We start from the raw sequence: 23624 nt of genomic DNA, 5'->3' as shown, positions 1-23624 counted from the left end.
GGGCTGCACACCGTCCGCGCACCTGTCCGGAAGATCCTCGGCGACGTATGCGCAGATCCGGACGGTGGCCTGCCGGGCCGCGTTCGAGAGCGGCGCCGTGGATCCGGGTTCGTCGATCCCACAAACCGGGGCCTGGAATTTCCGAATTTTCGCCGTAGCTTCGCTCATATCGTTGTGAAAAGCTCGAAGTGCCGGACGAACAGGGTCGGCAGCCGCAACCGTCGGAATCGAGGACTCCCTCGGCGCCGACCACCACTGCGGCAGGCGTGGACCGCGGCCCTGGGCCACCGCAGCCATGACCGGTGAGCGGCGCATAGCAAACCGCCGGGCAACCGGCAGAGGGCATCGAGGGCGACGTGATCAACGAATCCGATGAATCGACCGAGCTGCGGCAGGAGATGGCGGTCTGGCGCAATCGGTTCCTGCGACTGCTCGACCGGTCGCCGGTGCCCACCGCAATAAGCCGCCCCGACGGTTTACTGATGATAGCCAACCCGGAATTTGCCGAGTTGTGGGGATCGACCCCCGGACAGATACGGGACAGCAATCTGCTCGATCTGCTGGTCTCCACAGACGAGGATTCGTTGCTCAAGCTCACGGAGGGGCTTCGGCACGGGCGCCGCTCCCGTTACCCGATCCATGTTGAGTGGAATGCGCAGGGATCGACCCGAACCGGCCAGCTCACCGTGGAAGCCGTCAGCGATGAGGTCATTTCCTCGACACTCCTGCTCGCATTCCTGCACGTCGATCCGGTGGCGCACGGCAAGGAACCGATTCCCGCGCACACCTTGTCCCCGCTGGAAGTCCGTATCCTGACGCTGGTCGCGTCCGGAGCCACGTCCGCGCTGATCGCCCGGTCGGTCGGCCTTACAGCGGACGGCGTGAATTACCACCTCTCCCGGTTGTGCCGCGCACTCAAGGTGCCGAACAGGACGGCACTGGTCGCCAAGGCGTACGTCCTCGGATTTCTGCGTCCGACGTCCTGGCCCCCTGCCTCGCAAGAATGCCGGTGAAACCAGGCGAACCGCCGGCCCATAGACCGGCACCCAGTCGCCTGCGAGCGGGTGACGGCGGCGCGCCTGATCGCGGAGCGCTGCGCGCCGGCGCCGCCTGCGCGGGTACGGCGGAGGGGCGGACCGACGTCGGCCGGTCCGCCCCTCCGCCGCCGCCGTACCCGATATGACAGCCGTTCACTGAGTTTCAACGAATCTCAGTGATTCACCCGTTACCGGGTGAAGGTCCCCGTCTCATTCGATCCCTGGGGGATCGATGCGGGGTAGACGTTTCACGGCCACCTGCCCCGCGGGGCGGGGTCTTACGGTCGGCTCGACGTCCGTTTTCTGTCTCCGGGCCACTCCCGGCGACGTGCCGCTTCACGAGCGCGGCGAGGTTGAGTGCTGCGTTCTCGTCCCGGTCGATGACGAGTCCGCAGTGTGCGCACACCTACGTCCGTACCCGCAGAGGCAGTTTGGGTTTCACTGGTTACGCGCGGCATTGGCCCTGCGCCATCGGTTCGACGGCTTCTGCCCGGTGCGCCGGTTGGGGCCCTGCTTACGGGAGAGCGCCCGCGACAGGCGGCCGAGCTTACGCCGGGCCGTGTCGTAGTGGCGCGGGTTCTCGGCGGCCGGGCGGCCGTCGGAGAACACCGCCAGGGTCTTGATACCGAGGTCGACGCCGATGACCCCATCCGGCCTGGACGGCGTGCGGTCGGCCCGCTCGACCTCGACCGTGAAGGAAACGAACCAGCGCCCGGCCAGGCGGCGCACCGTCGCGGACTTGATCACCGCGCTGCCGACCGTGATCCGGCGGTGAAGCTTACCGGTGGACTCATGGGTGCGGATGGTGCCCAACACCGGCAGCGTCACATGCCGCCGGTCCTCCTCCAGCCGGATCGTGCCAGTGGTGAACCTAAACGACGGCGTCACCTTGGCCTTCGTCCTGAAACGGGGGAAGCCCATCCGCGGGCCCTTGCGCTTGCCGCTCCTGGAGTCCGACCAGTTCTTCAACGCACGGGCGAGCTGATCAAGACCGGTGGCGTAGGCCTACTTCGAACACTCCGCCCACCACGGCGCAACCTCCCCCTTGGCCAGGTTGAAGGCTTTGCGCAGGGAATACATCGACCACGACACAGGTGGCGTCAGCGCATCCTCAGCGATCCCGTACGAGCGCTCCGCCTCCCGCTGAGCCAGCTTCGCCTTCACCCGGGCAAGTCCCCAGTTGAACGCCACCCGCGCCGCCCCGGCATGCCGCAGCAGCGCCCCGACCTGACCAGGAGTCGGGTCCAGCGCAAACCGGTAGGCATGCGTAATGATCACCCGATCAGCCTACCGGCCCCCACCGACAACGCCCCTGAACCGAAAGGGGAGTTGAGAAACGTTGAGATCCGCTGATGAAACCCGCAGCAGTTGTGAGCCCCCTGACCCCACCGCCTCGCCGGCGCGTCATCGTGGGCGGTGTCGCCGCCCGATTCCGGGACGGCGCCACCCGTCGGCGGAGGGTTGGTCCGATCAGGTCATCCACGTCGGATCAAACCGCTGGCACAGGGCTGCGGTTCACCGGAGTCGAGCTTGCGCGCCAGACGGAGCGGGACAGGAATATCAGCGCGACGCAGGCGGCTACGTGGTTGGCGCTGCTGAGCAAGGTGTCGGGCAGCCTGCCGAGCAGGGCGAGCAGGACCAGCGTGATGGTGTAACCCACAGCCGCGGGCCGCGGGAGCACGCCCGTGCGCGCCATGGAGACTCCAAACAGCAAGGTTCCGATGATGAAGGTCGCGCCCCCACTGAGGATCGCCCACATCGACGGTCCGTCGGCCACGGCCTTGAAGACGTCCGGTTCGACGAAGAACAGCACCACGTTGTAGGTGAACGAGGCCCCGGCGAACAGCCCGAGGCCGATGATGTTGACAGCGGCGGCGACCACCCCGAAGCGGCCGGAGGCGTCCGCCTGGCGGAGATGGAAGGCGATGAGAGCCGGTACGCCGAAGGCCGCGACTCCGAGGCCGACGATGAAACTGGTCGCGGCGGTCTCCCCGGTGAACGCCTCAATCGCGCCGGGAACGCCCAGCGACAGGCCGAAGAGGACGCCGCAGACCGCGCCGAAGCGCGACAGGCATTCGAGTTTGCGATCCATGGGAGTGTCTTTCCTTTTCTTGTGACGTCGGCGAATCCCGCGTGTGTGAGCGGGTTACCGGTTCGAAAGGTGTCGCAGGCTGTGGTACGACGCGAAATCTGGATGAGAAGCACCATCCAGAGAGATGCCGCTGGGCCGGCGCGCACCCGCGGACCGGGTCCCTGCGGAGCCCTGGGTCCTGACCGGGTTACGTGTGGCGGCCGGTGGGGGAGTGGCGGATGCCTCTCCTTCTGCGCGGCGGTCCACTAATGAATTCGTGACCACTAGCAACCATGAGGCACCGATGAACCGATGTCAAGTAGTTGGTGAATCGGTGTCCAGTAGTGTGACGGTCACTTCACTGATGCCCAACTACACGTTCCTGTTAGGTTCTTTTCTCTTGGCGCGGTGTCGCACTCCAGGCGAGTACCACTGCGGCCGGCGGAGGCCACTGCTGCCGCGCAGCGGGCGCAGTTGTCGTCGGGGTCAGCGGGCCGGGTCGACGTACTCGGTGTCGGCGGGCGAGTGCGCCGTGGCCCGCAGCAGCATGTCCGGGAGGTCTGATGCGGGCACGACGGCCTCCAGGAGCACCAGGTCACCCAGATCGGCGGCGTGGGCCAGTGCCGTGGTCAGCTCGGCCGGTGTGCTTGCCCGCATGGTGGTCGCCGAGTCGCCTCCCATGGCCGCCGGGAGCAGGGTCCAGTTCCACTGGGGAATGTCGTTGTAGCGTTGCTCCCTGCCGTGAAGTGCGTTCTCGATGGTGTAGCGGCCGTTGTTGATCAGCAGCACGATCGGCGTGCAGCCTTCCCGCAGCAGGGTGCCGATCTCTTGAGCGGTCACCTGCGCGGATCCGTCCCCGATGAGCAGGATCGTGCGCCGCCCGGGCGCCGCGAGCTGGGCGCCGAGGGTTGCCGGGAGGGCGTACCCGATGGAGGCCCACAGTGGCTGGCCGATGAATGTCGCCCGGGCCGGCAGCCGCATCGCCTGCGCCCCGAAGAGCGAGGTGCCCAGGTCGGCGAGCACGATGTCGCCCGGCTGCAGGAACTCCTGGATCGCCGGCCACAACTGTGCCTGGCGCAGACTGTCCGTAGTGTCGGAGGCCGCGTCGCCGGCCAGGTCACCGGCCGCAACCGGCGGAAGATCCGAGCGTGCCCACGACCGGCCGGACTCGGCCACCAGCGCGGTCAGCGCACGGACCGCGTCGCGCATCGGCAGGGGTGCGAACACCCGGTCGCCGAGGTAGGTGGCGAAGGGCTGTATGTCGATGGTCCGGTCCGGGTCGATACGGTGAGTGAACCCGGTGGTGCTGTCGCTGAACCGCACACCGACCGACAGCAGCACGTCAGCCTCCTCGACGGCGGTGAGCACCCGCTTCGCGCTGAAGACGCCGCTGTAGGTGCCGACGAAGCTCGGGGCGCTCTCGTCGAGCACGCCTTTGCCCATGGACAGCGTCGCGTTCGGGATCTGGCCGGCGGCGACCAGGTCGGCCAACTCGGCCCGGACACCGAACCGGTCGACGAGGAAGTCGGCAAGCACACCCAGTGTGCCGGCCTCGGCCAGCATGGTGCGGGCGGCGTCGGTGAACCGGGCCAGCACCTGGGCCGAGGCCTCCGGCTCCGGCACGATCAAGGGTTCCGTCGGCGGCTCGGCCGGGCTCGCCGCCACGTCCGTGGGCAGCGCCAGGTAGCCGGGGCGGCGTTCCCTTTGACTGGTTGCCAGCACCCGGTCGATCTCGGCGATCGCGTTGCCCGCACTCAGGTACGCCTGGGCCACGGTGACCTCGGCGTGCGCCCGGACGAAGTGCCGGTAGTCGCCGTCACCGAGGGTGTGGTGAAGCAGGGCTCCGGCCTGTTGCGCAGCCGTGGACGGTGCGCCGACGATGTGGATCATCGGTACGTATTCGGCGTGGGCGCCGGCGATCCCGTTGATCGCGCTGAGCTCGCCCACCCCGTAGGTGGTCACCAGGGCGCCGGCCCCGTTGATGCGGGCGTAGCCGTCGGCCGCGTAGGCCGCGTTGAGCTCGTTGGCGTTGCCGACCCAGCTGATCCGGTCGTGGTCGATGACGTGATCGAGGAAGCCCATGTTGTAGTCGCCCGGCACGCCGAACAGGTGCCGAACACCGATCTCGGCCAGTCTGGCAAGTAGGTAGTCGCCAACGGTGTAGTCGCCCGACATGTCTGGCCTCGATTTCCGGCGGGTGCGCCTGTCTCGCACTGTTTCATCCGACGCTTTGAGCTTTTCACCACGGCATCGGGCGAAGCTACGGCGAAAGTCTGGAATTGCTAGGCTCGACTTTGTGGAATCGACGAACCCTGATCTGGCGGCGCCGCTCTCGGACGCGGCCCGGCAGGCCGTCGCCCGGATCTGCGCACGCATCGCCGAGGACCTGCCGGCGACCAGTCACGAGATCGTCCGGCGAATCCGGGCCGAGATCCCCGAGTACGCCGTCGTGCCTGCGGAGGAACAGCGCCAGTTCGTGCTGTACCAGGGCCGCATGCTGCTGGTCGGCATCGCCGAGCAGAGCCCGCCGCAGGACGAGCCCATCACGCGCGCCCGGGAACTCGGCCGGCGGCGCGCTCAGCAGGGCCTGTCCATCGAACTGCTGCTCGGTGCCTACCACATCAACTACCGCGAGGTCTGGAACATGATCCTGCGGAAGGCCACGACCGACGAACCCGAGCACGTCGGCGAGCTGGCGTATCTGGTCGCCCCCATCTGGACCTGGTTCCGGGTCCTCATGGGCAACGCCTCCGAGGCCTACGGCGAGGAACTCCGGCGCGCCCAGGTCACCCGGGCCACGCTCGCCCACCGGCTGTTCGCCGCGCTCACCGCCGACCCCCTCGAGTGGGAGCCGGCGGCCACCCTGGCCCAGGCGCTCGGCTACGAACCGGACGGCGAGTTCCAGGCGCTGTGCCTGCCGGCCGAGGACTGGCCGGACGACCGCACCGAACAACTACGGCACCGGCTGACCACCCTGCCCGGCGTACTCCACTGCGCAACCGCCGGCACCCGGCTCCTGGTACTGGGCCAGCGGCACGACCCGGACACGGTCGTCGCTACCGCCAAGGCGATCTCGCCGCCGGCGCGCGGCACCGCGGTCGGCGTCGGCCTGCCCCGGCCCGGCCTGGCCGGGGCGGTGGACAGCATCACCGACGCGACCCAGGCGCTGTCCCGGACGAGCGGGCAGCACCGCGTTGTACGCTTCGCCGACGCCTGGCTCGCCGCCGGCCTCGGCGGGCAGGCCACCCGCCTCGCCCCGCTGTTCACCAAGGCCGCGGCCACCGCGCGCACGGACGACCACCTGGCCGAGGCCGTCGTCGCATTCGCCGACCACGGCCTGTCGGTGGCCGCGGCGGCCCGCGCGCTGCACCTGCACCCGAACTCTCTGGCATACCGGCTCAGCCGGTGGCACGAACTCACCGGATTCGATCCGCGCACCGGCGACGGACTTGTCGCGTCCCTGGTCGCGCTTCGCCTCTATCCGGCCGGCTGACGTCATGGGTCGTGCCTGCCTCAGCCTCAGTGAGTTTCAGCGAATCTCAGTGATTCACCTGATTTCTCCCAGGATGCCCCGGCCTTCAGGCCGGGGAGGAATGGGTCCTTGGAGCGGAGCCGCGAAGCGGCGGAGTTCCCTGCGTACCTGTCGTGACCTGTGCTTTCGGCTGTTGCCAGTGGTGGCGGTTAGGTTGTTCGGGTGAAGGTCGTGGTGCAGGTGAAGCTGCTGCCGTCGCCGGAGGTGGCGGCGGCTTTGGCGGCGACCCTTGGCGGCGTCTTCGGCGGAGCCGACTCCGACCCCGGCGGATTGCGGCGACTCAGGCCCACCGCCTTCGCTGCCGGGTGCGACCCACCGTAGGCAACTGGCCGAGCGTTGCTGGGGCACAGCCGGCGAGGACCGTGCCGTCGTGTTCCGCGCCACCGACGCCTGCCGTATCCCGGAACGCGGACGCCGGCCGGACTGCGGTCTGTTTGTCCGCCGCAATCGCGACCCCGTTGCCGGTGTGGCCGTAAGGCCGTCACCGGAGTGATCCTGCACGCGTCGAGGAGACCCCGGTGTTGCGAGGGCCGGTGCAGTATCCGGCGGCCGACGAGCTGCCGCGGGTGTCCGGAGAAGGACGCTACGCGCTGGTGGTCGCCCGTGATGCGAGCGCGTCGTCGATAAGGGCGAGCAGGCATTTGCGGAACAGATCCAGCAGCTCGTCGCGGGCGATCTCCCGGCTCTCCAGCCAGTCGATCATGAGCATATGGCACATGAGGACCCAGCCCCGCACGGCCATGCGCAGCTTGGGTGTCTCCACCGCACCCACCGACGTGATGGTGGCCAGGATGCTGTCCTCGTGGCCGCGGGCCTGGGCGGCGATGATCGCGCGTACCTCTTCGTCGGCGGAGGCCATACCGGCGTACGCCGCTCGTACGAGGGTGGCGTTGGCCTCGTAGGCGGCGATGTACGCATCCAGGCGGGCGGTGAGCTGCTCTTCGAAGGGCAGACCAGGATCGGGATCGGGGACTTCGCTCAGGCGGTGGGCGGCCTCCTGGACGACCGCGCGGAACAGGTCGCGTTTCGTCGCGAAGTAGCGGTACATCAGCCCCCGCGAGACGCCGGCCAGCTTGGAGATCTCCTCGATGGAGACCTCCTCGAAGGGCTGCTCGGCGAACAGGCGGGCACCGGTCTGCAGCAACTGCTCCCGGCGGGTGGCCGGGTCCAGGCGGGTGCGTGCACCGGTGCGTTCGGGACTCATGCCACTCATCTTAGTAGACGGAAATTCATTAGCTGCCCGACGTGGACACGCTCCAGTAGCTCGCCGCTCTGAGGGACCGCGTCGAGCAGGCCTGATCTGACCGTGGTCGCCTTCCGGAGTGACGACCCCGACTTCTTCATGGCGCACTCGGCCTCCTGGCGGACGGGGCTCGTGTGGCGCCGTGAAGCCAGGTCCACGGGTCGTCATCCGTACTCGGGCAACCTCATCCGCCTCGGCCATGTCCCGGCCGTCACGATCTCCGCGATCAAGAGCCGCGCCCGGGAGCGGGAAGCGGGTTCGCGCTGCGTGGTCGGTCGGTGCCGCAGTTGTTCTGCGCGGTCGTCCGGCCAGTCCTCGCCCGGCAGGCACAGCGCCTGGAACTCGCCGTCCGCTTCGTAGCCGAGCGCCTGGGCCGGGGTGGCCGCCGGCTCCAACCGGATGGGATCGGCGGTGAGCTCGGCGAACAGCCGGTGAGCGAGAGTGGCCCGGGTGACCTGGGCGCGCCGGAGCTCCTCGCCGTAAGCCTCGGACGCGTTCCCCATGAGGACGCGGAACCAGGTCCAGAGGAAGACGACCAGATACGCCAGCTCGCCGACGTGCTCGGGCTCGTCGGCCGTGGCCTGCCGCAGGATCATGTGCCAGGCCTCGCGGAAGGTGACGTGATAGGCCCCGGGCAACTGCTCGATGGACAGGCCCTGCTGGGCGCGCCGCCGGCCGTACAGGTCCGGGCCATGGCCTGCCGGGCCGCGTCCGGGAGCGGCGCCGATAGATTCCGGGCTCGGGGATTCCACGAATTAGAGCCCGCCAATTCCGGCTTTTCGCCGTAGATCTGCTTGTTTCGCGGTGAAAAGCTCGAAGCATCGGACAAACAGGGCGCTTCCTCTCTTCCCGCAAGGAGCTCCGCCATGAAGAGCTGCACCGTTCCCCTGCCTCCCCGCGGCATCGCGAACCGGGCTCCGGCGCCGCCGTGGCGCGATGTCGGCACCGTGATCGGTGCCGAGTTCCTCACCGACCCGGGCGCCGCCGCGGCGACGCTGCCGTACGGCCTGAGGCCGGACCCGCAGTCCGCCGGGCGCGGCGTGGCGATGTTCATCAACCGGCAGTACTCCTCAAGCGGTCAGGAGTACTTGGAGCCGGCACGTGCGGGCTGCCGTGCGCCGCACCTGCTCGCGCGACGCCGCCTTCTGCGAATGTGGGCGGTCCCGGTCGACCCCTCACTCCCAAGGTCGGCATCTGGCATCAATTCTAGGTGACACCTTTAATCCACAGATGCCTGAGTATCGTCCTTGAACTGCTCATACCTGAGATAGAGGATGATATGGAACATCCTGAGTTGGATGTCATCCAGGCGGGAGGCTGTGGCTTCGCCCCGCGCCCTCGTCGGATTCCTGCTCTCTCCGTTGCCGCCGTGACACCGCTGCTCAACGGGAGCAGGCCGCAGCAGTCGAGGACTGCGACACCACCAGACAACAGCCGATGAGCGGCGCGCCCGCGACGGCCAAGCACCGGTCCACATCACGGGGACAGGAAGGGACGATCAATGGACAGCCCGGCAGGAGCGGGATTCACCACAGCTCAGGCGGCTTTCCAGACAGCAGGCGCGGCGATAGCCCTGCTTGACGCGGAAGGGACGGTGGTCGGGTGGACGCAGGCCGCCCAGCAGCTTGTCGGTTACTCGGCCGCCGAAGTGGTCGGCCGGCCCGGTGCCTTCCTGCTGGCGGCTACCGAAGACCGGGCGAAAGCACCGACGGTTGTGGAGGAGAGCAGTGCCCGGGGCCGTTGGTCCGGCTTTGTGAACGTCCTCCATCGCGACGGGCGCAGGCTGGATGTGCGGTTGTGCGTGTCGTCTTTGTACGGGCAGGACGGCCGGGCCCGGTGGGTCGTATCGGCGATTGACAAGGTCACGTTTCCCTCGTGGGGTGCGGACGGATCGCTGGTGCACTCGATCCCGGCTGCATTGAACCTCCAGAGCCATGTGCCGATCGGCGTCGTGATACGCGACACGCAGCTGCGCTGCACCTGGGTCAACGACACGCAGGGCCTCAAGGACGGCATCCCTCTCCACAGACGGCTCGGTTGCACGCTGTCGGAGGCGGTGCCCGGCCCGGAGGCGGAGACGATCGAGGCGCTGATGCGGCAGGTGCTCGAGAGCGGTGTCCCGGCCATCCATACGGAATACCGGGCCTTCCTGCCCGTCCATGGACGCGGGAAGCGCACGTTGGCGGCCTCCCTCTTCCGTCTTGACGACGCTCATGGCCGTGCGCTGGGCGTCTGCGCCGTGAGCATGGATGTCACCGACAGCCGGCGGGCTCGTGAGCGCCTCGCGATCCTGGGCGAGGCCAGCAAGAACATCGGAACCACCCTGGACGTCATGCGCACAGGGCAGGAACTGGCCGACCTCGCGGTGCCGTTGCTCGCGGACTTCGTCTCCGTCGACCTGGCGGAATCGGTCCCGCTCGGCGAAGAGCCCCTCGCCCGTCTCGGGCCGCAGGGAGGGGACATCCCCGCCTTCCGCCGAGCGGGCCTTGCCTCGATCCATCGGGAGGTACCGGAGTCCCTGTTCGCGCGGGGAGAGCCGGTCTTCGTCTCTCCGGTCTCGCCCTTCAACGACGTCCTGCGCTCCGGAAAGTCGCACTTCGAGCCGATGCTGGACACTTCCCCGGGCACCTGGGTGGACCGGCAACACCCCGCGCGGGTGCGGAAGATCCACGACAACGGAATGCACTCCCTGATGGTCGTCCCGATCCATGCGCGGGGCGCCGTACTGGGCGTGGCAGCGTTCGTACGCACGGAAAACGACATGCCGTTCGAGGAGGACGACCTGCTCCTGGCCGAGGAACTCGTCAGCTGGGCCGCATTGTCCTTGGACAACGCCCGCCGCTACGCGCGCGAACGCGCCGCGGCCCTCGCTCTCCAGCGCCACCTGCTGCCCCACCGCGCCACTGGCGGGTCCGCCGCCGACGTGGCCTGGCGCTACCTGCCGGCCGACGACCACCACAGCGTCGGGGGCGACTGGTTCGATGTGATCCCGCTGTCCGGCGCCCGGGTGGCCCTGGTCGTCGGCGACGTGGTCGGACATGGCATCAACGCGGCGGCGACCATGGGCCAACTCCGCACCGCCGTGCGCACGCTGGCCGACATGGATGTACGTCCCGATGAACTGCTCGCCCACCTTGACGAGCTGGTCCTCCGACTGGCCGACGAAGACGCCGATCCCCGTGGCCAGGCGGTCGCGGCCACGGGAGCCACGTGCCTGTACGCCGTCTACGACCCGGTCACCCGGCAGTGCACCTTCGCCCGGGCCGGCCATCCGCCGCCCGCGATCGTCGACCCGCACGGCGGTGTCACCTTTCCCGACCTGCCCACCGGAGCCCCACTGGGCATCGGCACGGTCCCGTTCGAATCCGTCACCCTGGAACTGCCCGAGAACAGCGTGATCGCCCTCTACACCGACGGCCTGATCGAGGACCGCGACCACGACATCGACGTCGGGATGGACCGCCTGGCCACCGCGCTGGCACATCCCGGGCTCCCGCTGGAAGACCTCTGCTCTTCCGCGATCGACACACTGCCCACCCGGGCACCGAGCGACGATGTCACCCTCCTCCTCGCCCGGACCCGCCAACTCGGCCCGAGCCAGGCCGCCTCCTGGCAGCTGCCGGCCGACCCGGCCGTCGTCAGCCGCGCCCGCGCCCTCGCCACGAGCCAACTGGACCGGTGGGGACTGGAGCACCTGGCCGATGCCACCGAACTGATCGTCAGCGAACTGGTCACCAACGCCCTCCTCCACGGCAGCGGCCCCATCGGCCTGCGCCTCATCCGGCACGAGATGCTGACCTGCGAGGTCTCCGACACCAGCGACAGCTACCCGCGCCTGCGCCGCCCCGGCACCACCGACGAGAACGGCCGCGGCCTCCTCCTCGTCTCGAAGCTGTCCCGCCGATGGGGAACCCGCTGCACAGGCGACGGCAAACTCATCTGGGCCGAACAGCAACTCGCACCCGGCTCATGAGGTCAACCGCCCAAACACAGGGACAGGCTCTCGCGCTCGGTGCGAGCGATGACATCCCGCGGCCGTCCCGGCCCGAGGCGGAGAACCCGTATCACCGTGCCTCATGGCGGTGAACCGGGTCCAGTCGTTGGAGCCGCCACCTGTGACCACCAGGCCGAACGTCGGCCCCGGCCGTCGCAGGCCACAAGAATCTTGCTGGTCAGCGACTCAGGGCGCCTTCGGCGCGCTCCGGGGGTGAGGTAGATCCGCTTGTGTGCGCCGGTCGCTACTTCGAGCCCTGTCCTGGTGATGGGAGGTTCGGGATCAAGGGGCCGGGTCGCCTGTTCCGGTCGAAACCGATGGCTGTGAGGGTCTGTCCAGTGAACGGCCCTGCCTCATATTCGGTGGTGACGGAGTGTGCCGCTATCCGAGGAGGATGCGGTGGCGAAGGAGGGTGAAGCCTGCTCGTCCGTGCATCTGGCGCGCGATCCGCTTGGTCTTGGTGTTGACGCCCTCGGTGGGGCCGTTGCTGTACGGGAGTGTGAGCGCGGCGATCATGGCGTCGCGATCCCGCTCCAGGCCCCGCGTGAAGGCGTGCAGATGGGGCAGGTCGATTGCGCGGACCTGGATGATCCAGCGCGCGAGCCCATCGGCATTTCCTGCGCGAGGCGTCAGGAGCTCGGCGAAGTCCCTGACGCAGGAGGCAAGTTGGGTCATTTCGGGGCAGGCAGTGGTGAGCCGGGCCAGGGGATCGTGATGTTCGGTCTTGAGTTTGTCGGGCCTGGTCAGCAGCATGCGGGCGAGTCGGCGTGCGGAGATGTGGCTGCGGTCGGTGTCTGCGCAGCCTTGGTTGATGTACTTGTGCAGGAGGTTGAGGCAGCCCTCGTGGCCGAGTGCCTTGATCTCTTCGAAGAGGTGCTTGACGGGGACGGCGGGGTCATCGGCCCGGCGTTTGCGCAGGTGCTCGCGGTAGGGGTCGACAAGGCTGGCACGGCATTTGGGGACGCGGAGCATGCGCTCGGGCCGGTCGGCGCGGGCGTAGCGTTTGACGGTGTTCAGGGCCAGCTGCAGTCGGCGGGCGCATCCGAGCAGGCCCACGCCCTGGTCGAGCAGGCCGTGGACCTGGTGCCGGCGTTCCTGGGTGGTCTGGGCCCGGGGCCCGTCGTAGATGGGTGCGTCCAGTACGGTGGCCCAGCAGCTGCTGTGCGCCTTCACCTCGCTCAGGGCGGCTTCGCACAGGTTGTGCCACAGATGCCACCGGTCGGCGACCTGCACCGCGTCGGGCAGGGCGCGGCGGATGGCCTCGGCGTAGGTGGCTGAGCCGTCGCGGCATACGACCCCAATGCCCGGACGGTCGCGCAGCCACGCCTCCAGCGTGTCGGCGGTGCGGTCGGGCAGCACGTCGATTCGCTCATGGGTCTCGGCGTCGATCACCACGGTGGCATAGCGGTGCCACCGGCGCAGAGCAAAGTCGTCGACGCCGATCACGCGGGGCACCCGCCCGGTGGGTAACGGGATGCGCAACAGGGTGCGCAGGGCCGTGTGACGAGACAGGCCACCGCGAGTATCGCCAGCAACCGCGCCCCCGCCCGGCCCGCTAACTCCTTGACCACGGCCTTGACCTGCCTGGTCAGACGAGCGGTGCGGCGCTGGTAACGCTCGAGCACCCCGGGCACCTGCTCGCGGAAGGTGTGGCGGCAGCCGCGCGTGGGACACACCAGACGCCGCACCCGCACACGGACCACCACCCGGCGCCCGTCGACCGGAACGTCGGCCACGATCCGCCAGTGATATCCGTGCACCCGCCCCGAAGACGCCCCGCACACCGGACAGACCGCGGCCTCCTGCGGCGTCCGCGCCCGCACCACGATCCGCTCACCCTCGTCGGCCACATCCTCCATGACCAGCGGGGAAAGCCCCGAAAACACCGTCCGCACAAGCTCGTTGACATCCTTCACATGAAAGTCAACGACCCTCACGACTCTCCGTCACCACCGAATGTGAGACAGGGCCGTTGACCGTACAGACCCCTGCGGGGTCGTTGCCCACGCAGACCGGAACGCTTCCCGCAACGTCGCCTGCAAGGGCGAGGCTGTGTGGACTGCGGGGCGTGAGTCACGCGTCTCTGCCACCCCATAGCGGTGTCTGGATGGAGGAGCTCACCCAGCAGCCAGTTGGGCGCTACCTCCAAGCCCGGCCCTTCAGGACTCCGTTGGGAAAGGCACGAACCGCTGGCCGTGGGGGCCACTTTGACTCACGGATCCGCAGGTCAAGTGATCCACTCCCAGCCAGAGTGCGAGCCAGGATGTCCGCCCCGTCCTTTTGCCAACGGAGTCCTTCAGGGCCGGGTCAAGTCGACGATCTGACCGTCCGGGCCTCGCAGCAAACGGGTGCGGAACTCGCTGAGCACGGAGAAGTCGAAGCCAGGGTGTCTTATCCGGCGGGAGCGGGCGACAGCTCACCCAGCGCACGCATGAGGGCGATCTGCCCCTGATCCCGCTTGGCGGCCATTTCCTCGATGGGCCGGTCGCCGAGGTAGGCATCGGCCTGCTCCCTCAGCAGCTCGACGGTGGTCTCGTCAAAGGTCGGGTTTCCCAGGAACTTCCAGCTCTGCTCCATCGCGGGGGCCAGATGCGAGAGGAAGTGGGCGAACCCGCCGGAACCGCCGCCGAGATGGAAGCTCTTGAACGGGCCGGCGACCGCCCAACGCGGACCGATCGAGGAGGTGACGAGCTCGTCGAGTTCCTGCTCGGTCACCACTCCCTCGGCTACGAGGTGGACACACTCGCGGAAGAAGGCCGCCTGCAGACGGTTGGCGACGAAACCGCGAACTTCCTCGTGCAGGACCTGAGGTTTCTTGCCCAGCGCGCTGTAGAAGGCGCATGCCTGCTCAACGGTCTCCTCAGAGGTGAGCCTGCCCGGAACGATCTCGACAAGGGGCACGAGGTGTGGCGGGTTGAAGGGGTGGCCGACGATGAGGCGCTCGGGCTGCTTGAGGACTGTGGCGATCTCGCTGGCCGGAAGACCCGAGGTCGAGGTGGCGAAGAGCGCATGGGCAGGGGCGTTTTCCTCGATGGTGGCCCACATCTGGTGCTTGACTTCCAGGCGCTCTGGGCCGTTCTCCTGCACCACGTCGGCGTGGGTCACCGCGGTGGCCAGGTCGGCCTCGAAACGCAGACGCGCAGTCAGATCGTCGGTTCGCATACCCAGCTCTTCCAGCGTGGGTGCGATGTCGGCCAGGCCTGAGCGCACCTGGCTCTCGGCCGTGGGCGCGGGGTCGCTGATGGTGACCTCGAATCCGCGGGCGAGACACAGTGCTGCCCAGGAGGTGCCGATGACGCCGGCGCCGACGATGGTGATGTTGCGGAAGGATTCCGCCTTCGCAGTGCTCATGGTGTGCGATGCCTTTCGGATGGTGCGCGTCGCTGCGCGACGAAGTGTGAAGTTTGAAATCCGGTGCGGAGGCCACGATGCATGTGCCGCTCCGGACAATTCCTGACGCAGGGCAGGCCCGTGATGGGCACATGACTGGAGCGACCACGGTTCGGGGAGCTGTCACGAGGATCATTGAGGGCTGTCGTGGGTCCCTGGTGCGTCCGACGATTCGTGACCGGAAATCGCAGATAAGCACGGACTGCGATTTTTCCGAGCTACGCGCCTGCTCGCCGGGGAGGTGCCGGCCTGTATTCGGCCGACACCTCCCAGGGTCACTGCGCCGTCTCCTGCATACGCCGGCTCGCGTCGATGACGGCATCGCCGTGGTCGTTCTCGACCTCGACCCCGAGCACGGTGCAGACCCGCCCGAAAGACCAGTAGAATCCGGTCACTTGCATGATCTCGAGGATCTCGCGCGGAGTGAAGCGTTCCTTGACGGCGGAGAATATCTCGTCGGAAACGGTCGGGGCGGCGACGACCGCGGCGACGAAACGGATGATCGCACGGTCGTCGTCGGGGAGCTCCGGGGCGTTGAAGTCCTTGCGCTCGATCGCATTCCGTATGGTGTCCGAAACGCCGAGGGATGCTGCCATCGGCACGTGCTGGACGAACTCGTACTCGCAGTCCGTTGCGCTGGCCGCGGTCAGAATGGTCAGTTCGCGGTTTCGCGGGGAGAGTGCCAGCCGGGTGAACTGCGCCTGACCCTGCCGGAGAAAGATCTCAATGGTGGCCTGGGAGTGCGACAGCATGTCGAATGCGGCGTGCTGCGGCAGTTGGTCGAGGAAGTCGCGCAGCTCCTTGGGGAAATCGTTCCGGTCGGGGTAGGGAAGACGAGACACAAAGGCTCCTTCTGGGAATGTGGCGGCGAAGTACCGGTGTGCGGCGGCAGCGGACAGGCCAATGATCGATTTCCGGGCCCATAACCGCCGCATTTCTGCCGCCTCCACAGCCTCGAGGACCAGACCGTTCGGAACGGTGGGGCCACCCTCACTGAACTGTGGGTCGATTGTCTACATTTGCCAGCTTAGGTATCGGATGTGGCGACTCGGTGATGTCCGACTACATATTCTTGTAGGCCCTCTCCGTCCGGCCGGGTTTCGTACTCCGATCACAGTGCTGTTGCGGCCGGACGAGGATGTGGCTTTTCAGCTGGACCGGAGATCTACTGCGAACCGACGTCACCGGACACGGCGCCCGAGGGCCCGCATTCCGCGTCATTCGGGGGTTCTGGAGGCGCCGGCGGAGTGGAGTCGCAGGCCAGGGGAGTGGGGCGCCAAGCAGGCCGAACACGGCCGGCCGACCGTGGCGACCGGGCATCCGCCCGGCACATGCCCGCGGGAGCAAGAAGCTCGCGCCACCGCGACGGGAAGGCTCGGCGGTCCCGCGAGCCGCGGTCTCCTTGCCCAGATCAGTGTGCGGGGACTCGCAAGATGCCGCTCGTAGGCGTTGCCAAGGTGAACCTTCGGCGGAGTGGAAAACCGGGCACGGCGACGGTCGGCCTCGCGTTCGTGAGGGTCAAGGTCGACGGCAGCCTCCCGGCCGGCCAACTGCGGCACCGGCGCAGCCGGGGACAGGGTTCCGGGCTTGCCGCTCACACCGGTCGAGGGCGGCATGGTCAGAGCGCACCACCGGCCGTGCAGCCCCTGCACTCGACGCTTCCATACGTCGTATGGTAAAAATTGACCCGCTTCCATACGATGTATGGAATGTGGGTGGAGTGTCGCCCGATCGGCGGCCTCTGTTTCGAACGGTGGCCGCCGGCCGACCCCACGAGGGGTGAGTCGCGCCGATGCGGCTTCGACAGTAGGTAGCGCATCGCATCACTTGCACGAGCAATCGCTGGGATTGCGCCCACCTGAAGGGAAAACCATGAGGAAGCTCACGAAGCGCATTTCTCTCGCTGCCGCCTCCGCCGCGGTAGCGGGTGGAGCCGTTCTCGGTGCCGGGGGCACTGCCGCGGCCGCGACTCCTGTATCCGACCATGGCCAGCGCTCAGTCGGCAGTGTCAAGTCCGACGACTCCCGTTCCGGCCGCAGTGGCGACTACCGGCACGACCGCGAGGACAACTGCCGCGCCCGCGAGCACAGCGATCGCTATGTCGACTGGGACCGGTGCGGCCGCCACGGTCACGTCTACCAGTGGGACGACGAGGACTGCGGCTGGAAGCACGACAGGGACTGCAGGGACTACCGCAACTGGAATGACGGGAACTTCGGAAACCACCGGGACGACCGGGACGACCGGGCTGACCGGGACGACCGGGGACCAGCGGGCTGACCTGGACCAGCGTGACGACCGGGATGACTCGAACCGGTCCGAGCATGCCGGGAGCCGCAACCGGTGAGACAGGTACCGGCCCTGCTCCGCGCGTCCTCTGAACTCGCCTGAAGCGGCCGGTAGGCGGGAGCGGGCTCAACAGCCCCTCCCGCCTACCGGCCGCCCGTGCGACGGCGCAGGTCGTAACCGACCTGGCCCACCGAAGTGAAGGACGGCCACGCGTCGCAGCCGCGCGCACGGCTCTGGCTGCCACCCCTCCCGCCGGCGCGCACAGCCGGCTCGATGAACCGTGCGGAGTGGGGCCGCGCCGCAGGGACGGCCGTCTTCATCCTCGCGGGCGAGCGCCGCAGCGACTCCGTCAACGCGCCCAGCAGGGCGTCGAGGAAGGGGTGCAGTTCCTCCTCGTCGAAGGACTGGAACCGGTGGCCGAACCCGGACAGGGCGATGGTGTCCAGGGTGAGCCGGGTGTGGTCGTCGGTGATGTTGACCGGCTGCCCCTGCTTGCGCTGCCGCCGTGGCGATCGGCAGGCGCGCCCTGGGGCACCCGATCCGGCGACGGACGGCACCGCCCCCATACGACCGGAGTGATTGTGCGGGGCATCGGACCGTCCAGGCCGGACAGGGCGTCCCGGGGCGTGAGGGAAACCGCCCCCGCATTCCCGGACCACGGACACGATCCGTGCCGCCCGGACGCGGAGCGAACGCGGTGGACCAGAACGCCCAACACCGTTCGGGGCGTCCGGCTGAGCATGGGCCCTGGCACAGGACTCACTCCCGCTCAGTCTCCACGAACGGTGAGTTCTCCCCTCTGGGAGCAGGACGGCGAACAGCGCGGGCCGCGATTCGCGGCCGCGCCGGATGTCGGCCGGTACGGCCGGCGGGATTCGCCGCGCGGCCGCCGCTGCGGGCGTCCCCCCGACGGGTTCACCAACCTTCGCGGGCCGGGCAGCGGGTCGGCCATGGGAGTCCGTCTTTGATTCCCGGGGACGCGGCTCGTCGAGCCTGCCACCGGGGTGCGGGCCCTCTGTGTCGGCGGGCCCACGACGGCCGGCAACGGGGTGGATGCCCGGGACATCCGTTGGCCGGCGGTGACTCTCCGATACCAGGTTGTGGGGGACCCGGATCGGCATGCGTGGACGTTTCCCGGTGCGGCCTTGCGCCCTGGATCGGAATGCGTCGCCCTGCCGCTGACGCTCCATCGCGGGTCTTGTGTCGCAGCATCCTCGGTTGATAGCTTCCCCTATCGGATAGGGATTCCTATCCGATTGGTACTCCTATCCTGCATAGTCGATAATCATGATGAGAAACAGGTGGGACGCATGGCAGAACGCGTGACCAAGAGACGACGGGAGACGAACGAGCGCCTCCTCAACGCGGCCGAGCAGGCGTTCGCCGAGCATGGGTTTCACGGGGTCTCGATCGCAGAGCTGTGCACACGGGCCGGCTATACGACCGGTGCGTTCTACTCGAACTACGGCTCCAAGGACGAACTCTTCCTTGCCCTGTTCACTCGGCGCTCCGAGATCGTCGTCAAACAGCTCGGTGAGGCGGTGGACCAGGCCGTCGTCTCCGAGCACCCGATCGCCACGTTCATCGAGCTGGCAAGTGTCGTGGACGATGAGACGCGCAGCTGGTTCCTCATCTCCACCGAGTTCACTCTCCACGCCATCCGCAATCCCGAGGCGGCCGAAGCGCTCGCTCGCCATGACGCGGCGATCCGGGCGGCACTCGCGGAGCTGATCGCACCGCTCCTCACCACCACACCGAGCAAGGTGACCGGGACGGATCTCGACATGCTGATGCGCTTCGTCGTCGCCGTCCGGGAAGGCGGACTCGCACAGAGCCTGGTGGAGCCGGCGGCACTCCCGCACGGCGAGCTGGAACGCCGTTTCCTGCCCGCGCTGTTGGGGGGCATCTGATGACCACCGGTATCGAGCAGTGGTGGTCCGAAGGGGATCTGGTCCCGCTCACCGTCGCCGGAGTCCGGCGCGAGGTGTTCGTCCGCCGCATCGGCAGCGGCCCCGTGATGACCCTGCTCCACGGATTCCCCAGTTCGTCGCACGACTGGGCCCGGGCGGTACCCGCTCTCGCCGCCCACCACACCCTCCTCATGCCGGACTTCCTCGGCTTCGGCGCCAGCGAGAAGCCGGCCGATCACGACTACTCGATCCACGAGCAGGCCGACCTGGTGGCCGCGCTGTGGCAGCACGAGGCGGTGGCCTCGACGCGTCTCGTGGCGCACGACTACGGCGCCACTGTGGCGCAGGAGCTGCTCGCGCGCAGGGCCGACGGGTCATTGAAGAGCCGGATCACGAACCTGACGCTGCTGAACTCCGGCGTCTACCCGGAACTCCATCGACAGCGACCGGCCCAGACGGCGCTGCTCGACCCGGAAACCGGCCCCAAGCTCAGCGCATCGCTGAACGCCGAGCTCATGGCCACCGCACTCGCACCGACGTTCGCCGCGCACTACGACGCGAGCGCCGACATGGCCGAGATGTGGAAGAGCGTGAACCGCGGTGACGGCCACCTGAACTACCACCGGCTCATCCGCTACATCGCCGACCGGGTTGCCCACCGCGACCGATGGGTGGAAGCCATGGAGGCCGGCGACCTGCCCACGACGTTCATCTGGGGCCTGCGCGACCCCGTCTCGGGTGCCCACATCGCCGAGCGGATCGGCGAACGCATGCCGGACGCGACGCTCCATGCCCTTGCGGACGTCGGACACTGGCCCCCATTGGAGGCGCCGCAACGCGTCGCCTCCCTGATTCTCGATGCGGGAGGAAGCGACTGACGTCCGCATGGGTCGATGTCACCGCGCCCAAGGCCTGACCACGTCTGCGCACATGGGGTCTCGCACACCGAGGCCGCCGTACACAGAAGTCTCCGTATATCGAAGTCTCCGCACATCGAGAGGAACGAAGACCATGACGACCACGCAGCGTTACGCCCCCGAGATGCTCGACCTGATCCGGGCCAACGTCGGCCCGATCCCCGACGACTTCGATCTGCCGCTCCCGCCCGTGGGGCTCTCGGTCGACGAGGAGCGCGAGGTGCGCAAGCGGGAACTCGCGGCCGCCTTCCGGGTCTTCGGGAAGCTGGGCTTCTCCGAGGGGGTCGCCGGGCACATCACCGCCCGTGACCCCGAGTTCCCCGACACGTTCTGGGTCAACCCGTTCGGGATGAGCTTCAATCAGATCAAGGTCTCCGACCTGATCCGTGTCGACCATGAGGGCAACCTGCTGCACGGCAGGCGCCCGGTGAACCGTGCTGCCTTCTGCATCCACGCCGAGGTCCACGGGGCACGCCCCGACGCTGTTGCGGCCGCGCACGCGCATTCCCTGCACGGCAAGGCGTTCTCGGCGCTCGGGATACCGCTGGCCCCGCTCACGCAGGACGCCTGCGCCTTCTTCGAGGACCAGGGCCTCTACGCCGACTACCGGGGAGTCGTGAGCGACTTTGAAGAGGGGCGTCGCATCGGCGAGGCGCTCGGTTCGGCGAAGGCCGTGATCCTGAAGAACCACGGCCTGCTGACCGTCGGTCAGTCGGTTGCCGCCGCCGCGTGGTGGTTCATCACGATGGAACGGTCGTGCCAGGCGCAGCTCCTGGCCATGGCCGCCGGCACCCCGGATGAGATCGACCGGGAGACCGCGGAGCAGGTCCGCGCACAGATCGGCGGGCCGCTCGCGGGCTGGTTCCAGTTCCGTCCGCTGTGGGACCAGATCGTCGCCTCGTCACCAGACCTGTTCGACTGAGGCCCGACCGAGCGAGAACCGACCAGCCGAGCGAGAACCGATCGGGAGGAGGCACGAATCCGCGTGTCGAACTTTGGCGACTACCAGTTCGATATCTACCTCAACGGGCTCTCCGGCGTCATGCCGAAGATGCCGATGACCTACGCCGAGCTGGAGGAGCGAGGTTCCCAGGCATTGGACCCCTGGCTCCTCTCCTACGTCGCCGGCGGGGCGGGCGACGAGTACACTCAGGACCTCAACGTCTCGGCGTTCGACGACTGGGGGCTGATCCCGAGGATGCTCGTCGACGGAGCCCGGCGAGACCTGTCCATCGAGCTGTGCGGGCTGTCCCTCCCGTCCCCACTGTTGATGGCCCCCGTGGGGGTGATCGGCCTGTGCGCGCAGGACGGTCATGGTGACCTGGCCGTGGCGCGGGCCTCGGCGCGGACCGGTGTTCCAATGATCGCCTCCACGCTCACGGTCGACCCCATGGAGGCTGTCGCCGCTGAGTTCGGTGACACCCCGGGCTTCTTCCAGCTCTACCCCCCGAACGACCGGGAACTCGCCGAAAGCCTGGTGCACCGGGCCGAGAAGGCGGGTTTCAAGGGGATCGTCGTCACGCTGGACACCTGGATCCCCGGGTGGCGGCCTCGCGACCTCAGCCGCTCGAACTTCCCCCAACTGCGAGGGCTGGCCCTTGAGAACTACTTCAGCGACCCGGTCTTCACGTCCCGGTTGGCCAAGTACCCGGCAGAGGACCTCCAAGCCGCAGTGGGAGCCTGGGCGATGACCTTCGGCAACCCGCGCCTGACGTGGGACGATCTCGCCTGGTTCCGTTCCATGACCGACCTGCCGCTGATCCTCAAGGGAATCATGCATCCTGAGGACGTCCGACGGGCCATCGACGGCGGTGCCGATGCGATCTACTGCTCGAACCACGGTGGACGCCAGGCCAACGGCGGCCTTGCCTCACTCGACATGCTGCCGGATGTCGTCGATGCGGCCGGCGATACTCCGGTGATCTTCGATTCGGGCGTGCGCTCCGGCGACCACATCGTGAAAGCCCTGGCGCTGGGCGCGCGGGCGGTGGCGGTGGGGCGGCCCTACGTCTACGGTCTCGCGCTGGGGGGCGAGGACGGGATCGTCCACGTGCTGCGTTCCCTCCTCGCGGAGGCCGACCTCCTCATGGCGGTCGACGGCTACCCGAAGATCGCAGACCTCAGCCCCTCCGCTTTGCGGCGACGCCCGTAGTACGTCGACGGGACACTCGACGACCCCGCTCTGCGGAGCATCGAAGCACATCGGGTTCTCAGCAGCGTTCCCGGACCGTGAGCCGGGCAGTTGCAATCCGGGGCGACCGAACCGGACTGCGCATCCGGCAGCGTGCAACGGCGACAGCAGGGTCTTCTGCTGCTCGGGTCGGCTGACGCCACCGAGCTGTTCAGGAGGCCCTGTTCCGATGCCCCGGCCGGCCGCGATCAACCGGTCGGGACACCCGCGCGACGGAAGGGGCAACAGCCCTTCAGCCGTCCCGTTCCGTCATGGGACTGTTCTCGGCGTCCTGTCCGTCCCACAGGGACGTTACGCGTGCGGCGGCGTCACGGACCAGGATGCCGTACCGGTCCTGGAGCTCGTCGGACAGCCGGTAGGTCGGCACAGAAATACTGAGGGAAGCGGCCGGCGCCCCGGCCGGGTCCAGGATCGCCGCGGCGACGGCGCTCACATCGTCGCGCCACATCCCGGTGTTGATGGCGTAGCCGCGCTTGCGGACCGCCGACAGAGTGTCTCTCAGCGCCTCGATGTCCGTCACGGTCATGGCGGTGTACCTGGTCAGCGGGTAGCGGGCGATCGCATCCGCCGGCAGGTGGGCGAGGATTGCCAGTCCGGAGGCCGACGCGTGGAGGGGGGCGCGACCGCCGACCCAGGAGACGTTCCGGACGGCGTGGGTGCTGTCGATCTTGTCCAGCAGGATCACACTGTCACCGTCCACGATCGTCAGGTGGATCGTCTCGCGGGTCTGTCCGGCGAGATCCGCCATTGCCGGCGCCGCGGCCTCGCGGAGCATGCCCTCGTGGCGCAGCACGTGCCCGGCCAGTTTCAGGGGCCTGGCCGTCAGCATCCACCGGGTATGGCCGCCGCGGTCCAGCGGCCGGATCCACCCCAATTCGGCCAGCGTGGTCAGGCTGCGCTGCACGGTGCTCTTGGGCAGATCCAACTCCCGTGCCAGCGCGCCCACACCGACCGGCTGGGCCTCGGCCAGCGCTTCGAGCACGGAGAAGGTCGTGAAAACGCTGCGCATCCGTTGACGCCTCCTGACTCCCCATCTACTGTATGGGCCGC

General features: G+C 68.2%; 18 protein-coding genes and 3 pseudogenes. 10 read left to right on the top strand and 11 right to left on the bottom strand.

Annotated elements, in window-relative coordinates; genetic code table 11:
• The first annotated feature begins 356 nt into the window (after positions 1 to 356).
• Positions 357 to 1013, top strand: a complete 657-nt coding sequence (locus ACWCP0_RS34145; protein ID WP_451082632.1) for a LuxR C-terminal-related transcriptional regulator — start codon at positions 357 to 359, stop codon at positions 1011 to 1013.
• A 462-nt stretch (positions 1014 to 1475) separates the two neighbouring features.
• Here the strand turns inward: ACWCP0_RS34145 and ACWCP0_RS34140 are convergent.
• From ACWCP0_RS34140 to ACWCP0_RS34125, 4 genes and pseudogenes are all read right to left on the bottom strand, one after another.
• Positions 1476 to 2012: pseudogene (locus tag ACWCP0_RS34140) on the bottom strand (transposase); the annotation flags it as partial.
• A gap of 30 nt (positions 2013 to 2042) precedes the next feature.
• On the bottom strand, positions 2043 to 2315 hold the full coding sequence (locus ACWCP0_RS34135) for a helix-turn-helix domain-containing protein (RefSeq protein WP_451082631.1): 273 nt from the start codon (positions 2313 to 2315) through the stop codon (positions 2043 to 2045).
• A gap of 211 nt (positions 2316 to 2526) precedes the next feature.
• Positions 2527 to 3129, bottom strand: a complete 603-nt coding sequence (locus ACWCP0_RS34130; protein WP_451082630.1) for a hypothetical protein — start codon at positions 3127 to 3129, stop codon at positions 2527 to 2529.
• Between the two features lie 465 nt (positions 3130 to 3594).
• Positions 3595 to 5283, bottom strand: coding sequence for an alpha-keto acid decarboxylase family protein (locus tag ACWCP0_RS34125; RefSeq protein WP_451082629.1), 1689 nt, complete (start codon positions 5281 to 5283; stop codon positions 3595 to 3597).
• A gap of 121 nt (positions 5284 to 5404) precedes the next feature.
• Between ACWCP0_RS34125 and ACWCP0_RS34120 the strand changes: the two genes are divergently transcribed.
• Positions 5405 to 6601: a PucR family transcriptional regulator gene (locus ACWCP0_RS34120; RefSeq protein WP_451082628.1), complete on the top strand. Its 1197-nt coding sequence runs from the start codon at positions 5405 to 5407 to the stop codon at positions 6599 to 6601.
• A gap of 622 nt (positions 6602 to 7223) precedes the next feature.
• Here ACWCP0_RS34120 and ACWCP0_RS34115 read toward each other — a convergent pair.
• A complete protein-coding gene (locus ACWCP0_RS34115; protein ID WP_451082627.1) occupies positions 7224 to 7844 on the bottom strand; it encodes a TetR/AcrR family transcriptional regulator in 621 nt (206 codons plus the stop codon).
• A gap of 203 nt (positions 7845 to 8047) precedes the next feature.
• Entirely contained in the window at positions 8048 to 8635 is a 588-nt protein-coding gene (locus ACWCP0_RS34110) for a hypothetical protein (protein ID WP_451082626.1), read from the bottom strand.
• Between the two features lie 114 nt (positions 8636 to 8749).
• On the opposite strand from ACWCP0_RS34110, the gene ACWCP0_RS34105 reads away from it, so the two are divergent.
• Entirely contained in the window at positions 8750 to 9097 is a 348-nt protein-coding gene (locus ACWCP0_RS34105) for a hypothetical protein (protein WP_451082625.1), read from the top strand.
• A 287-nt stretch (positions 9098 to 9384) separates the two neighbouring features.
• Positions 9385 to 11856, top strand: a complete 2472-nt coding sequence (locus ACWCP0_RS34100) for a SpoIIE family protein phosphatase (protein ID WP_451082624.1) — start codon at positions 9385 to 9387, stop codon at positions 11854 to 11856.
• Positions 11857 to 12258: 402 nt separating this feature from the next.
• On the opposite strand, the pseudogene ACWCP0_RS34095 reads toward ACWCP0_RS34100, so the two are convergent.
• The 3 genes and pseudogenes from ACWCP0_RS34095 to ACWCP0_RS34085 all read right to left on the bottom strand — a co-directional run bounded on the left by ACWCP0_RS34095 (position 12259) and on the right by ACWCP0_RS34085 (position 16217).
• A pseudogene (locus ACWCP0_RS34095) lies at positions 12259 to 13736 on the bottom strand (ISL3 family transposase).
• A 532-nt stretch (positions 13737 to 14268) separates the two neighbouring features.
• Positions 14269 to 15228: a 3-hydroxyacyl-CoA dehydrogenase family protein gene (locus tag ACWCP0_RS34090; RefSeq protein WP_451082623.1), complete on the bottom strand. Its 960-nt coding sequence runs from the start codon at positions 15226 to 15228 to the stop codon at positions 14269 to 14271.
• Positions 15229 to 15542: 314 nt separating this feature from the next.
• Positions 15543 to 16217, bottom strand: a complete 675-nt coding sequence (locus ACWCP0_RS34085) for a carboxymuconolactone decarboxylase family protein (protein ID WP_451082622.1) — start codon at positions 16215 to 16217, stop codon at positions 15543 to 15545.
• 922 nt (positions 16218 to 17139) lie between these two features.
• Between ACWCP0_RS34085 and ACWCP0_RS34080 the strand changes: the two genes are divergently transcribed.
• Positions 17140 to 17547 (top strand): hypothetical protein, encoded by a 408-nt coding sequence (locus ACWCP0_RS34080; protein WP_451082621.1) that lies wholly within the window; start codon positions 17140 to 17142, stop codon positions 17545 to 17547.
• Between the two features lie 152 nt (positions 17548 to 17699).
• Here ACWCP0_RS34080 and ACWCP0_RS34075 read toward each other — a convergent pair whose 3' ends face one another.
• The gene (locus ACWCP0_RS34075; protein WP_451082620.1) at positions 17700 to 18122 is read right to left on the bottom strand and encodes a hypothetical protein; all 423 of its coding nucleotides are present in this window, start codon (positions 18120 to 18122) and stop codon (positions 17700 to 17702) included.
• Between ACWCP0_RS34075 and ACWCP0_RS34070 the strand changes: the two are divergent.
• The 5 genes and pseudogenes from ACWCP0_RS34070 to ACWCP0_RS34050 form a co-directional block, all read left to right on the top strand.
• A pseudogene (locus tag ACWCP0_RS34070) lies at positions 18053 to 18345 on the top strand (transposase); the annotation flags it as partial. The gene ACWCP0_RS34075 and the pseudogene ACWCP0_RS34070 overlap by 70 nt on opposite strands.
• 521 nt (positions 18346 to 18866) lie before the next feature.
• Complete coding sequence (locus tag ACWCP0_RS34065; protein WP_451082619.1) at positions 18867 to 19466, top strand: TetR/AcrR family transcriptional regulator; 600 nt, start codon at positions 18867 to 18869, stop codon at positions 19464 to 19466.
• Entirely contained in the window at positions 19466 to 20344 is an 879-nt protein-coding gene (locus ACWCP0_RS34060; RefSeq protein ID WP_451082618.1) for an alpha/beta fold hydrolase, read from the top strand. The genes ACWCP0_RS34065 and ACWCP0_RS34060 overlap by 1 nt, the downstream gene beginning before the upstream one ends.
• Positions 20345 to 20477: 133 nt before the next feature.
• Entirely contained in the window at positions 20478 to 21305 is an 828-nt protein-coding gene (locus ACWCP0_RS34055; protein WP_451082617.1) for a class II aldolase/adducin family protein, read from the top strand.
• A 120-nt stretch (positions 21306 to 21425) separates the two neighbouring features.
• Positions 21426 to 22535: an alpha-hydroxy-acid oxidizing protein gene (locus ACWCP0_RS34050; protein ID WP_451082667.1), complete on the top strand. Its 1110-nt coding sequence runs from the start codon at positions 21426 to 21428 to the stop codon at positions 22533 to 22535.
• 271 nt (positions 22536 to 22806) lie between these two features.
• Here ACWCP0_RS34050 and ACWCP0_RS34045 read toward each other — a convergent pair whose 3' ends face one another.
• On the bottom strand, positions 22807 to 23583 hold the full coding sequence (locus ACWCP0_RS34045) for an IclR family transcriptional regulator (RefSeq protein WP_451082616.1): 777 nt from the start codon (positions 23581 to 23583) through the stop codon (positions 22807 to 22809).
• Positions 23584 to 23624: the final 41 nt, after the last annotated feature.

The sequence above is a fragment of the Streptomyces sp. NPDC001970 genome (assembly GCF_053594115.1).
Note: the sequence above shows the minus strand (reverse complement) of the source record. Positions and strands in the feature narration are given on the sequence as shown.

Bases quoted from the DNA above. Each gene is read 5' to 3' on its own strand.
- ACWCP0_RS34065 (WP_451082619.1), top strand. From the start codon at position 18,867: ATGGCAGAACGCGTGACCAAGAGACGACGGGAGACGAACGAGCGCCTC.
- ACWCP0_RS34060 (WP_451082618.1), top strand. From the start codon at position 19,466: ATGACCACCGGTATCGAGCAGTGGTGGTCCGAAGGGGATCTGGTCCCG.
- ACWCP0_RS34125 (WP_451082629.1), bottom strand. From the start codon at position 5,283: ATGTCGGGCGACTACACCGTTGGCGACTACCTACTTGCCAGACTGGCC.
- ACWCP0_RS34075 (WP_451082620.1), bottom strand. From the start codon at position 18,122: ATGGGGGCGGTGCCGTCCGTCGCCGGATCGGGTGCCCCAGGGCGCGCC.
- ACWCP0_RS34045 (WP_451082616.1), bottom strand. From the start codon at position 23,583: ATGCGCAGCGTTTTCACGACCTTCTCCGTGCTCGAAGCGCTGGCCGAG.
- ACWCP0_RS34105 (WP_451082625.1), top strand. From the start codon at position 8,750: ATGAAGAGCTGCACCGTTCCCCTGCCTCCCCGCGGCATCGCGAACCGG.
- ACWCP0_RS34130 (WP_451082630.1), bottom strand. From the start codon at position 3,129: ATGGATCGCAAACTCGAATGCCTGTCGCGCTTCGGCGCGGTCTGCGGC.
- ACWCP0_RS34055 (WP_451082617.1), top strand. From the start codon at position 20,478: ATGACGACCACGCAGCGTTACGCCCCCGAGATGCTCGACCTGATCCGG.
- ACWCP0_RS34100 (WP_451082624.1), top strand. From the start codon at position 9,385: ATGGACAGCCCGGCAGGAGCGGGATTCACCACAGCTCAGGCGGCTTTC.
- ACWCP0_RS34050 (WP_451082667.1), top strand. From the start codon at position 21,426: ATGCCGAAGATGCCGATGACCTACGCCGAGCTGGAGGAGCGAGGTTCC.
- ACWCP0_RS34080 (WP_451082621.1), top strand. From the start codon at position 17,140: ATGAGGAAGCTCACGAAGCGCATTTCTCTCGCTGCCGCCTCCGCCGCG.
- ACWCP0_RS34090 (WP_451082623.1), bottom strand. From the start codon at position 15,228: ATGAGCACTGCGAAGGCGGAATCCTTCCGCAACATCACCATCGTCGGC.
- ACWCP0_RS34115 (WP_451082627.1), bottom strand. From the start codon at position 7,844: ATGAGTCCCGAACGCACCGGTGCACGCACCCGCCTGGACCCGGCCACC.